The sequence below is a fragment of the Amazonocrinis nigriterrae CENA67 genome (assembly GCF_016056305.1).
Classification (GTDB): domain Bacteria; phylum Cyanobacteriota; class Cyanobacteriia; order Cyanobacteriales; family Nostocaceae; genus Amazonocrinis; species Amazonocrinis nigriterrae.
On record NZ_JAECZC010000062.1, the window covers coordinates 34,313 to 47,582 of the forward strand.

14 protein-coding genes and 1 pseudogene are annotated in these 13,270 nt (G+C 40.4%); 14 read left to right on the forward strand and 1 reads right to left on the reverse strand.

All coding sequences use genetic code 11. The features are described 5' to 3' along the window. Nucleotides 1-1,101 precede the first annotated feature (1,101 nt). The 8 genes from fdxB to I8748_RS25130 all read left to right on the forward strand — a co-directional run bounded on the left by fdxB (nucleotide 1,102) and on the right by I8748_RS25130 (nucleotide 7,709). Entirely contained in the window at nucleotides 1,102-1,395 is a 294-nt protein-coding gene (gene fdxB / locus I8748_RS25095) for a ferredoxin III, nif-specific (protein WP_198127245.1), read from the forward strand. A gap of 587 nt (nucleotides 1,396-1,982) precedes the next feature. Further along, entirely contained in the window at nucleotides 1,983-3,017 is a 1,035-nt protein-coding gene (locus I8748_RS25100; protein ID WP_198127246.1) for a cytochrome c oxidase subunit II, read from the forward strand. 62 nt (nucleotides 3,018-3,079) lie between these two features. Continuing rightward, entirely contained in the window at nucleotides 3,080-4,765 is a 1,686-nt protein-coding gene (ctaD, locus tag I8748_RS25105; RefSeq protein WP_198127247.1) for a cytochrome c oxidase subunit I, read from the forward strand. Between the two features lie 238 nt (nucleotides 4,766-5,003). Beyond that, nucleotides 5,004-5,591: a cytochrome c oxidase subunit 3 gene (locus I8748_RS25110; RefSeq protein ID WP_198127248.1), complete on the forward strand. Its 588-nt coding sequence runs from the start codon at nucleotides 5,004-5,006 to the stop codon at nucleotides 5,589-5,591. Between the two features lie 123 nt (nucleotides 5,592-5,714). Continuing rightward, complete coding sequence (locus I8748_RS25115) at nucleotides 5,715-6,200, forward strand: hypothetical protein (protein WP_198127249.1); 486 nt, start codon at nucleotides 5,715-5,717, stop codon at nucleotides 6,198-6,200. Nucleotides 6,201-6,262: 62 nt separating this feature from the next. Continuing rightward, a complete protein-coding gene (locus tag I8748_RS25120; protein ID WP_198127250.1) occupies nucleotides 6,263-6,427 on the forward strand; it encodes a hypothetical protein in 165 nt (54 codons plus the stop codon). 5 nt (nucleotides 6,428-6,432) lie between these two features. Further along, on the forward strand, nucleotides 6,433-7,044 hold the full coding sequence (locus tag I8748_RS25125) for a cysteine dioxygenase family protein (RefSeq protein ID WP_198127251.1): 612 nt from the start codon (nucleotides 6,433-6,435) through the stop codon (nucleotides 7,042-7,044). A gap of 191 nt (nucleotides 7,045-7,235) precedes the next feature. Next, a complete protein-coding gene (locus I8748_RS25130) occupies nucleotides 7,236-7,709 on the forward strand; it encodes an ArsC/Spx/MgsR family protein (RefSeq protein WP_096553594.1) in 474 nt (157 codons plus the stop codon). Between the two features lie 138 nt (nucleotides 7,710-7,847). On the opposite strand, the gene cysK is transcribed toward I8748_RS25130, so the two are convergent. Then, complete coding sequence (cysK, locus tag I8748_RS25135; RefSeq protein WP_198127252.1) at nucleotides 7,848-8,807, reverse strand: cysteine synthase A; 960 nt, start codon at nucleotides 8,805-8,807, stop codon at nucleotides 7,848-7,850. 1,020 nt (nucleotides 8,808-9,827) lie between these two features. Here cysK and I8748_RS25140 point away from each other — a divergent pair. The 6 genes and pseudogenes from I8748_RS25140 (at nucleotide 9,828) to I8748_RS25165 (ending at nucleotide 13,197) form a co-directional block, all read left to right on the forward strand. Continuing rightward, nucleotides 9,828-10,259: a hypothetical protein gene (locus I8748_RS25140; protein ID WP_198127253.1), complete on the forward strand. Its 432-nt coding sequence runs from the start codon at nucleotides 9,828-9,830 to the stop codon at nucleotides 10,257-10,259. A gap of 40 nt (nucleotides 10,260-10,299) precedes the next feature. Beyond that, nucleotides 10,300-10,596, forward strand: a complete 297-nt coding sequence (locus I8748_RS25145; protein WP_198127254.1) for a hypothetical protein — start codon at nucleotides 10,300-10,302, stop codon at nucleotides 10,594-10,596. Between the two features lie 2 nt (nucleotides 10,597-10,598). Further along, the gene (locus tag I8748_RS25150) at nucleotides 10,599-10,910 is read left to right on the forward strand and encodes a hypothetical protein (RefSeq protein WP_198127255.1); all 312 of its coding nucleotides are present in this window, start codon (nucleotides 10,599-10,601) and stop codon (nucleotides 10,908-10,910) included. 437 nt (nucleotides 10,911-11,347) lie between these two features. Next, a pseudogene (locus tag I8748_RS25155) lies at nucleotides 11,348-11,711 on the forward strand (hypothetical protein). Between the two features lie 120 nt (nucleotides 11,712-11,831). Next, nucleotides 11,832-12,857, forward strand: a complete 1,026-nt coding sequence (locus I8748_RS25160; protein WP_198127257.1) for an LLM class flavin-dependent oxidoreductase — start codon at nucleotides 11,832-11,834, stop codon at nucleotides 12,855-12,857. Beyond that, entirely contained in the window at nucleotides 12,826-13,197 is a 372-nt protein-coding gene (locus I8748_RS25165) for a hypothetical protein (protein ID WP_198127258.1), read from the forward strand. Before I8748_RS25160 ends, I8748_RS25165 begins: the two co-directional genes overlap by 32 nt. Nucleotides 13,198-13,270 lie beyond the last annotated feature (73 nt).

A 13,270-nucleotide genomic window follows, 5' to 3' on the forward strand; every position in this document is an offset into this window, starting at 1 on the left:
ATTTTTTCTAGCTGTAATAATTACTCACATCCGTATTCAGACTTCGCATCCAATTGGAAGCTATTTCAGGCTTTTAAACCGAGCCTAATTACTTCTTTATTAACTATACATTTCATAAAGATTTAGATAAGTTTGTTCACAATGAGCTTAGGATTCTTTCTTAAGATTTCAATAAATACTTAGCTTACGAACTTTTTTTATTTGACTTAAAAATATTACCCTAAAGCTTTTTGGCGTATGTTTGTGTCTATGTAACGTGACATTTAGCTGATTTATTAATAATTTTAATATTTAGTATAAATGAATATTCTGCTATAAACGTTACATTTATTTGATAAGTTAACTCAGGTTGATGATTCGTAGCAACGTCAAAACATTACTCATACATTATTGGAAATTACAAAAACAAAATAATTATAGATAAATTGAGTATTATTGCCTCATATAATTATGCTAAAAATTTGGCAATTTAATAGATAAACCCATGACTTGTATATCTAAATACTGTTTTAATGGCATTTTTTATGCACTTAAAACATGAAAATTAATTTCATTATTTATATAAATGCTATTGCTAGTGGTAAAAACAAATAATTTGTATTATCCGACACTTAGATTGACGAGTTATTCAGTATAATATGGTTAATTAACGTGAGTTCGATGAACCTCTCCCTCCCGGCCTCCTTCTCCTAAAAGGCGTACTCCTTCGGAGAAGCAAGCTACGCGAAGCGTCTCCGTAAGGAGAGGGAGGAGAAACGAAAAAATCACGGTTTTACTCCCCTATCCTCGTAGGAGAGGGGCCGGGGGAGAGGTCAAAATAGTGCTTGTCGAACTCACGTTTATTTATATAAGGTTATTAAACTGTGCAAAATCTCACGCCTGTTAAATAAGCATTTAACTCATAAAGATTGCTAAACAATTATTGGGAAAAACTTGCATTTAACAGATTTAATATTAAAAATAACACTTTTTTTGAAAAAGTCATCAAATTTTGATGAGTGATAAATTAGTTATTTAACAACAAAACAAGACAATCAGATTAGGCTAGGATGATGATTAAAGCACCAACAATAATTAGGCAAAATCGCCGAGGAGCTATTCATGGCAACACTAACAGGATTGACATATGGTGGTAAGACTTGGACACCTAAATTTGCCCAAGAAATTGACAAAGACAAATGTATCGGTTGTGGCAGATGTATTAAAGTATGTGGTTATAATGTGCTGAATTTGAAAGCACTCAATGAAGAAGGCGAATTTGTAGAGGATGAAGACGACGAAGAAATTGAACGGAAAGTCATGACAGTGGCGACTCCAGAAAATTGTATTGGTTGTGAAGCCTGTGCGCGGATTTGTCCGAAAAACTGCTACACCCATGCTGCATTGAACAATTAAGTCTTTTGGCAATTTCTCAAAGTTGTTGTTGTTACAAGGGGGCACTGTTAGAAAAAAGCGTGAATACGTCAAGCAAGGTAATTAGAGGGGAATAATACCAATTCGCAATTCAGATTGAATCTGTTACCGAATTTTGGAGAATTGGTATAAAAGATAGTTTTCGGAACGCTACACAAAGTTCACAGTAAACAAAAGCGTAAATCGCAAATTGTTAGTTATTAACAAATTTATACTTGCTACTAATCTGGACTGAAAAATATTAGGACTAACGGTGTCCTCTTGAAAATAGGAAGTGGGGAGTGGTAAGTAGGAAATAGGGAAGAAGTTAAAAGATAATATTAATTTTTGGGGGAAGGATGTGAAAAAAATCTGGAAAAATCCCCCATTTTTTATAGGTGTGAGATAGAAAAATAATAAGTGAAATAAAGGGAATGGGAAATGGGGACTGGGGACTGGTGACTGGGAACTGGGGACTAGGAAAGTATTTAGTTAACTAAAGAGCATTTTTATTCCTAATACCCAATACCCAGTACCTAGTACCCAATACCTAATACCTTTAACGATGGCTTACTGAGCAGGTAGGATTTATGGAACAAATTCCTGTTTCACTATGGACTCTGGTAGCTGGAATAGTAGTTACAGCTATCAGTATTTGGATTGGTCATAACCACAGTCTACTGCCGATACAAGCATCGCAACAAGCGCCTTTGGTAGACGGATTTTTTAATATCATGTTTACCATTGCCATTGCTCTGTTTCTGGTTGTAGAAGGCACCATTCTGATTTTTTTGATTAAGTATCGTCGTCGTCGGGGAGATGATACCGATGGTGTGCGAGTAGAAGGAAATGTGCCTTTAGAGATTTTTTGGACGGCAATTCCATCACTAATTGTCCTCGGTTTGGGCATTTACAGCGTAGATGTTTTTAATCGCATGGGAGGGTTTGAGCCAGGAAGTCATCCTCATTCTGTGGCTCATGTTGCCCAAATGCCAGGAACAGCGATCGCAGCTACTTTGAATAATACCTCAGAACCGACAGCAGCCCCTGAAATTGGTATTGGTGCGTCTCCCAAAACCCTAGATAAACCAGCCGATTTAGTTGTCAATGTCCAAGGGATACAGTACGCTTGGCTATTTAACTATCCTGAAACTGGCATTAGTTCTGGTGAATTGCACATCCCCGTGGGTGCTGACGTGCAACTGAATCTTTCAGCACAAGATGTAATTCACTCATTTTGGGTGCCAAATTTCCGGCTCAAACAAGATGCGCTTCCCGGTATCCCCACCCAGCTACGATTTGTCGCCACTAGACCAGGTACATATCCCGTAGTTTGTGCAGAATTGTGCGGTGGTTATCACGGTTCAATGCGGACACAAGTAGTAGTCCACACACCAGAAGAGTTTGATAGCTGGTTGACAGAAAACCAAATTGCCCAAAAGCAAGATTTACATCAAGCTGTTGCAGTGAGCGAGTCTCCGTCTTGGCGGTTTCCGGCGATGGAGAACTCGCGAACCCGAAGGGCAAATCCAGCCGACTTATCACCATCAGAGTTTCTTGCACCCCACACCCACAACATGGGAATTGATGCAGCAACTCTCAAGTCATTAGTCAAGAGTCAATAGTCAATGGTCAATAGTTAATGCAACTGACAACTGACAACTGACAACCAACAACCGACAAAAATATGACACAGGTAGAATTTCCACCAAATACACCACCAGAAAAAAAGAAACCCGAAATTCAGGTGGTTGCCCATAGTTCCCATCCGCAAGCGTGGAAATGGTACGACTACTTCACGTTTAATATTGACCACAAGGTAATTGGTATTCAATACCTAGTGACAGCGTTTGTATTTTATCTGATTGGTGGACTGATGGCGATCGCTATCCGTGCCGAACTAGCAACGCCAGAGGCAGATTTGCTAGACCCCAATCTGTACAACGCTTTCATGACTAATCACGGAACGATCATGATTTTCTTATGGATCGTTCCCAGTGCCATCGGGGGATTTGGCAATTTTCTAGTACCGTTAATGGTCGGTGCTAGGGATATGGCTTTCCCGAAACTGAACGCGATCGCTTTTTGGTTAAACCCGCCAGCTGGTGCTTTGCTATTAGCTAGTTTCATCTTCGGCGGTTCGCAATCAGGTTGGACAGCTTACCCACCTTTGAGTTTGGTGACAGCGCCAATTGCTCAAACTATGTGGATATTAGCGATCGTTTTGGTGGGAACTTCATCAATTTTGGGTTCACTCAACTTTGTGATCACCATTTTGATGATGAAAGTTCCTAGCATGAAATGGGATCAGTTGCCTTTATTTTGTTGGGCAATCCTCGCAACTTCAGTTTTGGCGCTGCTATCCACACCTGTGTTAGCAGCAGGTTTAATCCTGCTATTGTTTGACCTCAACTTTGGCACTTCCTTCTTTAAACCAGATGCAGGTGGTAACGTCGTTATCTACCAACACTTGTTCTGGTTCTATTCTCACCCAGCAGTATATTTGATGATTCTACCCATCTTCGGCATCATGTCGGAGGTGATTCCAGTTCATGCACGCAAACCGATTTTCGGTTATAAAGCGATCGCTTATTCGAGTTTAGCCATCTGTGTTGTGGGTTTGTTCGTCTGGGTACACCACATGTTTACCAGCGGCACCCCTGGCTGGATGCGGATGTTCTTCACTATCTCTACCCTCATTGTTGCCGTTCCCACTGGTGTAAAGATTTTCGGTTGGGTTGCGACTTTGTGGGGTGGTAAAATTCGGTTCACAACCGCCATGCTGTTTGCCATTGGCTTGTTGTCTATGTTTGTCATGGGCGGCTTAAGCGGTGTCACCATGGGAACAGCCCCCTTTGATGTGCATGTCCACGACACCTATTATGTAGTGGCACACTTCCACTACGTCTTATTTGGCGGTTCCGTGTTTGGTATCTACGCCGGTATCTATCACTGGTTCCCCAAAATGACCGGACGCAAGCTGAATGAAACTTGGGGTCAGATTCACTTTGCCCTTACCTTCATCGGCACCAACCTCACCTTCCTACCCATGCACGAGTTGGGTTTGCAAGGAATGCCCCGACGCGTTGCCATGTATGACCCCCAATTTATCGACCTCAATCAAATTTGTACCGTTGGTGCGATGATCTTGGGGCTATCGGTAATTCCTTTCACCATCAACATCATCTACAGTTGGAGCAAAGGAACCTTAGCGGGTGATAATCCTTGGCAAGCTTTGACATTAGAATGGACAACCAGTTCACCACCAATCATTGAGAACTGGGAAGTGTTACCTGTTGTGACTCATGGCCCTTACGACTACGGTCACAGTACTGAAGTACAGCCAACAGCGACACCAGAAGTTAGTGCTTAGTTAGGAAATCAGGACTTACGTAAAAACTCTCTTAACTCTTATTCCTTTGTGTACTTTGTGTACTTTGTGGTTCGTTAGTTTTAGAAGTAAATTGGCATTGCTGATTTGTGGGGTGAAAAGCTCACGCAAAGGCGCAAAGGCGCAAAGACGCAAAAGATAAGTCTTGTGGGGTGGGCATGTTGCCCGCCCTTATCGAACGCTTCACCCTTGTTGGATATTTACTCAGAACGTCAACAATATGACCATAGCGACTACAAGCGAACATCACGAAGAACACCATCAAGATTTGCGAGTCTGGGGTCTGTTGACATTCCTCGTCTCTGAATCGTTAATGTTTGGAGGATTTTTTGCTACTTATTTGTTCTTTAGAGGTAGCAGCGAAGTTTGGCCTCCGGAAGGAACTGAAGTAGAACTATTATTACCCACAATTAACACCATCATTCTGGTGTCTAGCAGTTTTGTCATTCACTTTGGTGATAAGGCGATTAAGAAGAATGATGTCAAGGGAATGCAACGGTGGTATATTATCACTGCCATTATGGGTGCAATTTTCTTGCTTGGTCAGGCTTATGAATACATGACCTTGGGATATGGTTTAACAACCAACGTCTTCGCCAACTGCTTTTATATCATGACAGGGTTCCACGGTTTGCACGTTTTTGTGGGACTGTTATTGATTTTAGGAGTATTGCAGCGATCGCGCCGTCCCGGTCACTATTCTGCTACCAAACACACCGGCATCGAAATGGCAGAAATTTACTGGCACTTCGTAGACATCATTTGGATTGTTCTGTTCACCTTAGTGTACATTCTCACTTTGTTTTAGGGAATTAGGGATTGGGAATTGGGGATTGGGAATTGGGAATTGGGTACTATAAAAATTCTTTCCTACTCCCTACTCCCTACTCCCTACTCTCCGCTCCCCCATTCCCTACTCCCCCAAAACTTTATGCAAGTTGATACCAATCGATTTTCATGGTTTGATGTGCCAGAAGATATCAAAAAATTATTGATATTAGCAGCACAAACTTGGGAAAACACTTCAGAATCAGAAAAGTATATTCAACAAGCTTTAGAACAAGCTGAAGGAAATACTGAGGTTTTGGTAGCAGCATATAGATTTTTCTACTATAAAAATAATTATTTACTTGCGCTACAAACAGCAGGCAAAGTTTTAGATAAAATTAAAGAAGAAGAGCAATTTCCAGATAATTGGCTGCAACTTGAGCCAATATTAGTTAATCGCCGAGAAGAACCCAAAATCAGATTGTACTTAAATGCTTATGCTGCTTCTGGATTGGTCTTAGCAAAGTTAGGAAAACTAGAGCAAGCAAAGGAAATAAGTACTAGAGTCAAAAATATTGACAACAAGAATGATTTTGGTTCAGGTATTCTCCTGGATATTTTGACACGTCCAGCAGAAGAAGACGAATAAGTCAACGTAGGGGCACACAGCTGTGCGCCCGTACATCAGTCATCAGTCATCAATCATCAATCATGAATAATTTCTACCATCCCCTATCCGCATCATCTACTCTTCCTAGTAACCCTCTTCCTGCTACTATTCCCCTATCTCCTATAAGCATTCCCAAAGAAAATCCTGGCATTCTTTATCCTGCACCAGTATTTCTCTTGCCGCAATCTTCACAACTGACAATTTAAAATCTATGAAAGGTAGGGATTGGCTAGTAACTGAAGACGGTCAGTATCAAGCTTGTAAATCTGTCAGAGCATGGGATTTATTAAGAGAGAATTATCGTCTTTATCGGTTTCTCACTGAAGTGGAAGATGTTCTCAATGATGTAGATGATGAATCTACTCGACTCCCAGAAATCCGAATGCTAGTAAGACGCTTGATTGTGAATTCCTACTGGGTAAGAAGTCAATATTTAGAACCTTCTGCCAAAACGGGAACCTCTGTTTTACTCCTATACGATGAATTGGGTTTTCCGCTGACGGTGCAAACAGTTACCTTTGTACCAGGAACCCTATCTACAATTCATAATCATGGGACTTGGGGAGTAGTAGCGGTGTTAAAAGGTCAGGAAAAAAACACTTTTTGGCGACGCGATCGCAGCCCCAAATCTGAAGACAAAATTGAACCCACGGGTGAAATAATTCTCTCTCCTGGAGATATTATTAGTTTCACTCCTGGGGCAATTCATAGTGTAGAAGCAGTAGGTGACGAACCAACTGTAACTTTTAACGTTTATGGGGAAACTGATCCCAAAGAAAGATTCGAGTTTGACCCAATTAAACAGAGTGCTAAAAAGTTTTAGCAACAGTCCAAATAATTCGTAATTGATAACTCGTAATTCGTAATTATTAACCCACGACTTCAGGTGCTTGCTCTCAAATAATGATTGCAAAGAAAGTTTATCTTTATATAGATAAATCAATTTGCTGTCCACCTCTTTAATTACGAATTACGAATTACGAATTAGTAATTATTTTATTAGGAGACAGTTGAATGGCAAGAGTCATTTTCTATGAAAAACCAGGCTGTAAAAATGGTACTAGACAAAAAGTATTATTAACAGCTGCGGGACATGAAGTGGTAGCATACAGCCTGTTAACAGAACCTTGGACAGTGGAACGTTTGCGCTCATTTTTTGGCGATCGCCCCGTAGCCGAATGGTTTAATCGTTCTGCTCCAAAGGTAAAATCTGGTGAGATAGTGCCAGAAAATATCGATGCAGAAACCGCTTTATTGTTAATGTTGAAAGAGCCTTTATTAATTCGTCGTCCATTAATAGAAGTAGGCGATCGGCGCGAAGTCGGCTTTGATGTAGAAAAGCTCGATGCTTGGATTGGCTTAAAACCTGTAGATGAATCCTTCCAACAAATGAGCGAAAACCTCATGAGTCAAGATTTACAAGGATGCGCTCACGGTCATCATAATCATGAACACCACCAAAAGCAAGGTGGCTGTAACCATCATTAGATCAAAGTGCTGAGGCGCAAAGTGAAACGCCTCGCTTGGGAAAAGGTTAAAGGGTAAAGGGGAAAGGTTTGGATTTTTCCTTTTCCCTTTACCCTTTCCCCCTTTTCCCAGGCGAAGCCTTCCCCCCATCTTCCAAGATCACCGCGCACCAGCAGTTTCTAGCGTCAAATCCTGGAACATGGGTGTGCTGAGATAACGTTCGCCGAAGGAAGGCTGAATCATCACAATTAACTTACCGGCATTTTCTGGACGTTTACCCACTTGAAGTGCAGCACACAAAGCAGCACCGGAGGATATCCCAGATAATAAGCCTTCTTCTTTTGCTAAGCGTCGCCCATATATCATCGCCTGTTCGTCGCTGACTCTAATTACTTCGTCAACTAATTCTAGGCGCAAAACATCAGGGACAAATCCCGCGCCAATACCTTGAATTTTATGGGGCCCAGCTTCACCGCCAGAGAGTACTGGACTGTTGCTGGGTTCCACTGCGATCGCCTGAATACTTTGTTTACGACTTTTCAGGACTTCGGCAACACCCGTAATTGTACCACCAGTACCTACACCAGCAATCACAATATCTACTTGTCCATCCGTATCTGCCCAAATTTCCTCGGCGGTGGTTTCGCGGTGAATTTTAGGATTGGCTGGGTTACGGAACTGTTGCAACATCAAAGCATTGGGGGTACTAGCCACAATTTCTTCAGCTTTGCGAATTGCCCCCCGCATTCCTTCAGTACCAGGTGTCAATTGTAGCGTTGCACCATATGCTTTGAGCATAGCTCGTCTTTCTTGGCTCATTGTCTCCGGCATTGTCAAAATCAACTTATAGCCACGCGCAGCTGCTACCATCGCTAGAGCAATACCAGTATTTCCTGAAGTTGGCTCGACTAAAGTTGTTTTTCCTGGTTCTATCAAACCTTCTGCTTCTGCCGAAAGTACCATACTTAAGCCAATACGGTCTTTGACTGAAGCCGCTGGGTTCATCCCTTCTAACTTGACAACTATTCTCGCTCCTACTCCCTCAGCTTTGGGAATCTTATTCAGCTGAACTAAAGGAGTTTTTCCAATAAGTTCTGTTACATCTTGAGCAATCCGCATTATTAACTCCTAGGATCTAGATTTCAGCCAGATTATTTACCTATAACAATCAACTTGTATGTATTTAACTTGCAGTTGAGTGTGAGTGAATACCTAAACTATATCTTCTCACTAAAGCATGAATTTGCTAACTTTAGGAGGCAATTTAGTCAAATTTTCCCATTAATTCTTGTCCTAGAATGTCTTTTATTTACCATAATGGCATTTGATAATTTTCAATCGCTGAATTTCGCCTGTTTTGGTAAAACTCGGTTTTTGAAGCTACTAGTTACTCACTAAGGATCTTAGAAATCAACATTATTAGTGTGCAAAATTTTTAACCTTGTTTTTACGTTTCTTCTATTTATTATAGAAAAATTTACTTTTAGAAAAACTCTTAATGGTTTTTTCTATATTGTTAGTGTATACTCATCGCCATGTAATCATATGTTTGCTTGAGTACAAGGTTGAATAGTCAATAATCTCAAGCTAAAACAGTCCTTAACTACCAGTCTGTATGGCTTTGATGTTGAGTGCAGAAATACTAGAACCCCTCTCCATAAATACTAGTACCTTGGCTGAAAAATACTAGCACCCATACCCTAAATGATTTTTGAGAGCATTGTCAGCTAAGAGTTCTAGGCTTTGAGTACAACTTTAATAATTTTAATAATTTTGATCCAGCTAAGCTAAACTCAGATGAAGAAGGGCAGCTGATATAAAACATATAGGATTTACGCAGAGATTCCCCTCTACCCCCCGAAATTCCTTGGTTTTTGCCAGGTGAACAAGGGGGGACTTCTTAACCCTCCTTTTTTGTGTTGCTAACAGGGTGAAAAAGTTTTCAGGGTTTGAGTGCGTTAATTCTGAATTGATAATTATAGCATTTGTGGAAAATTTGGTCAGTGGTCAGTGGTCATTAGTCAGTGAACAGTGACAATTAGAAAGACAACTAACAACTGACAACTGACAACTAACAACTAACAACTAACACCTAAAACTCTTTTCTGGGTGAATACTACCTAGCAAGGGAGAGCAAAGATGAAAGCTAAACTTCTACATGTTCTCACAGTTTGCCTAGTTACATTAGTGGTGCTTTCTCCAGGGCTAGTAGTATTTAGTGTGGTTTGGGGACGACACATAGAGTTAGTTAAGACACAGAATTTAGCCTGTGAATTGAATAATAATAATTCAGACAAAACTGCTTTATCTACCCAGACAACTAATACAAATTTTTTGGCTCAATATCGGGGTAGTAGACAATTTTCTGACTGCAATGCCGTGAACCAAGTGCTGACTGCTACCGAACAATATAAACTTGCTGCTATCCTTCAATGGTTTATCTTACTAACCCCAATTTTTATTGGTTTAGGAATCATTGTTTACGATAGGTATCTTGTTTATCGTGCTGCTGTTTTAAAAGAACAAATTGAAATGTTAGAAAGATTGTGGCAGCAAAGTATCGAGCAATAGGCAACTAAAACTTCGCTAATTCAAAAACAACAAATTAACCATGACAGAAGAACGCCACCTCCTGTATTTCGAGCTAATTGACCAGTTACTCAAATGTCCTAATGGTCAAGAACCAGAAGTTTTAGAAGCTCAACCAGAATTGATTGATGCTGGTTTTGTAGAGACCATGCTGCAAGTAGCAACTGCATTTGCACATCAAGGCAATCAAGATGGTGCCCAGTTTTTATTCTTTGTGGCTCGTGAATTAGCTAAGCAATTGGGATTGTATCCTGAAGTTCCAAATTCTGAAGATGTAAACCCTGAAGTTTCAAATCCTGAAGTTGCAAATAAGGAGTAAAAATGCTGCTGACTGCAACCGACGCTGGACAAATAGCGTTAGAATTTCTTATGGCAGACTGGAACATTTCAGACGATAAAAGAGAGTGGTTCACAATCTTTAACTCTCGTCTGATTGGTGAAAGTTGGTACATTGTAGAACTCGGCGTAGAAGGTTTTCCCGATCGCTGGTTTATTCAAGTCTACGACACAGCAATGTGTGACCCCAACTATACATTTTTTTCACCCATCAGTGGTTCACAAGGGTATGTAGACTTCCAAGACGTGCCAGAAATGATAGCTGAAGTCTTGGTTGCCGAGCGGAAGTCTCGATAATAACAATTCAAATTCAAAATTGAAAATACCAGATTAAAACGTGCAATTTAAATGCATGTTAATTAAAATTCAAATTTTGAATTTCATCAAATTTAGAGACTTGCTTTTGAAAAGTCTCTATAGGATTCGTTATACGAGTAAAAAAACAATACAACAAATTGTGTCGGGGCGCACAGCTGTGCGCCCCTACAGATGATTCATGGATTCAAATCTTTTTTATTGGTATTGTTGAAAATAATCAGTATGGATAGCAATTATCATCATGATTATCATCAAGAGTTGATAATCATGATGATAAATTAAAAGAAAAATCATTTATATGAGGTACTGCTAAATCAAAGCATACCTCATTTTTTTGATGCTTAATATTTAATTAATAAAAATTCTGGCGTTATGTCATGTTTAAATGACAAATATATGCTATATTTAACATAGTGATGAACGCTACAGAAATATCAGTTGATAATGATTGCTGAAGATATCCTAGCTAAAGAATTCACTAGAGTCGTCAGTCACTATTACCCACAAGTTGGGGAATTGTTAGACGGGTGTTATGTGAAAGTCATCACCTGTTTTTGGGGACGGCCTGCCAGACGCTTGCAATATATAGGCATTTATTGTTCTGAAGAAATGCTTCCCTACGTGCAAGCTCAAAAAGAAATACTCAGAGAATTAGCAGATAATATGGGGCTAGTTCAAGTAGTTTGTATAAACGCAAAACGCTTGCTACGCGATCCGATGTCAAAGCTCAAGCACAACGATCCACGCTTATGGTTAGAGTTGCAATGGGTAGTTACTTAGCAGGGGAGCGGGGGAGCAGGGGAGCTTTCGGAGCGGGGGAGATGAGGAAGATGAGGGAGAATTCTTAACTCCTAACTCTTAACTCTTAACTCCTAACTCCTAACTTCTAACTCCTTAACCATGAAAACCGGACTTTTCTGCAATTACGACAATCATCACCAAGATTACCACCGCGCCATTTTTGAGCAAGTTGCACTGGTAAAAGAGGCGGAAAGCTTAGGCTTTGAGGAAGCTTGGGTAAGTGAGCATCATTTTAGTGAATCCAATTTGAGTCCATCCATGTTATTGTTGATGGCACACTTGGCAGGATTGACTACAGATATCCAATTAGGCACAGCTGCGGTGTTATTACCTTTCCATAACCCAATTCGGGTAGCGGAGGATATTGCCACCTTGGATCATTTGTGCAATGGACGATTGTTATTTGGGGTTGCCAAAGGGGGGCCATTTCCCCAACAGAATAAGCATTTTGCCACAGCAATGGGTGAATCTCGTGCCAGGATGCTAGAGGCTATGGCATTGATTCAGAAGCTTTTATATGAAACTGATGTATCATTTAATGGGCAGTTTTATCAATGCGATCGCCTGACAATTTACCCAAAACCGTTACAGCGACAGATTCCAGTATATGTAGCTACTGGTGGGGATGATGGCATCGAATTTGCTGCTAAACATTCCTTTGCTTTGATGGGGGGGCCACCGTTTTCTTTAGAAAGGTTAAAGAATACTCTAGCGAAGTATCGAGCCTTAAATTCTAGTGGTTCAGAAAAGTTGGTGTTAGCACGCTTTTTTTATGTAGGTAAAACATACGATGAGGCTGTGAACGAAGCGTTACCTTTCATTCGTAAATTTAGCCAAAAAATGAAAGCTAACTCCGCTGAAGTTATGCAGAAAAGTTCCAATGGTCATAAGCCATTTGACCGTACAAATATTTGTTTCGACGAAGACTATTTGATTGAAAATTCAATCATTGGTGATGTAGTCACTTGTCGAGACAAAATCAAAAGATTCCAAGATGAATTAAATTTAGGGACACTAGCGCTCAAACCCTCAGCTTTGACTCTGCAAAAAAACCTAGAAAGTTTGCAGCGCTATAACCAAGAGGTACGAAATTATGTCCAAACTACCGTTGCTTCCTCCCGATGATTTGCCACCAGTTGAGGTGACAAAACAGGATGGAATGCTGCATCTGGAACTAGAACAGTCTATTGGCAGATGCTTTTATCAGGCTTGCGATCGCATCACACAAGTACTATTGTCTAATTGTCAATGGTATCTCACCAGTGATGGTAATATTCTCATGCTAGTAATTGACTGTCCTGACATAGTATCTTACTGGCATATAGTCAGCAATATTCCTCAATTAGGAAATCGATTAGAGCGGTTTACTAGTAATGCCAAAATTAGAGTTTATCCTCCATTTGGCAAAGGTGGGCCGTTTGAAATCGCTGTGAATGAAATCTCAGCTTATAAAGACTGGCTGTAGAGTGTTGAGACAATTCAGATTTCATTAGGGCTAACGCAAAACTAGCAGACTGTGCGTCAGTTAAAAACCCAGT

Bases quoted from the DNA above. Each gene is read 5' to 3' on its own strand.
- fdxB (WP_198127245.1), top strand. From the start codon at position 1,102: ATGGCAACACTAACAGGATTGACATATGGTGGTAAGACTTGGACACCT.
- I8748_RS25100 (WP_198127246.1), top strand. From the start codon at position 1,983: ATGGAACAAATTCCTGTTTCACTATGGACTCTGGTAGCTGGAATAGTA.
- ctaD (WP_198127247.1), top strand. From the start codon at position 3,080: ATGACACAGGTAGAATTTCCACCAAATACACCACCAGAAAAAAAGAAA.
- I8748_RS25110 (WP_198127248.1), top strand. From the start codon at position 5,004: ATGACCATAGCGACTACAAGCGAACATCACGAAGAACACCATCAAGAT.
- I8748_RS25115 (WP_198127249.1), top strand. From the start codon at position 5,715: ATGCAAGTTGATACCAATCGATTTTCATGGTTTGATGTGCCAGAAGAT.
- I8748_RS25120 (WP_198127250.1), top strand. From the start codon at position 6,263: ATGAATAATTTCTACCATCCCCTATCCGCATCATCTACTCTTCCTAGT.
- I8748_RS25125 (WP_198127251.1), top strand. From the start codon at position 6,433: ATGAAAGGTAGGGATTGGCTAGTAACTGAAGACGGTCAGTATCAAGCT.
- I8748_RS25130 (WP_096553594.1), top strand. From the start codon at position 7,236: ATGGCAAGAGTCATTTTCTATGAAAAACCAGGCTGTAAAAATGGTACT.
- cysK (WP_198127252.1), bottom strand. From the start codon at position 8,807: ATGCGGATTGCTCAAGATGTAACAGAACTTATTGGAAAAACTCCTTTA.
- I8748_RS25140 (WP_198127253.1), top strand. From the start codon at position 9,828: ATGAAAGCTAAACTTCTACATGTTCTCACAGTTTGCCTAGTTACATTA.
- I8748_RS25145 (WP_198127254.1), top strand. From the start codon at position 10,300: ATGACAGAAGAACGCCACCTCCTGTATTTCGAGCTAATTGACCAGTTA.
- I8748_RS25150 (WP_198127255.1), top strand. From the start codon at position 10,599: ATGCTGCTGACTGCAACCGACGCTGGACAAATAGCGTTAGAATTTCTT.
- I8748_RS25160 (WP_198127257.1), top strand. From the start codon at position 11,832: ATGAAAACCGGACTTTTCTGCAATTACGACAATCATCACCAAGATTAC.
- I8748_RS25165 (WP_198127258.1), top strand. From the start codon at position 12,826: ATGTCCAAACTACCGTTGCTTCCTCCCGATGATTTGCCACCAGTTGAG.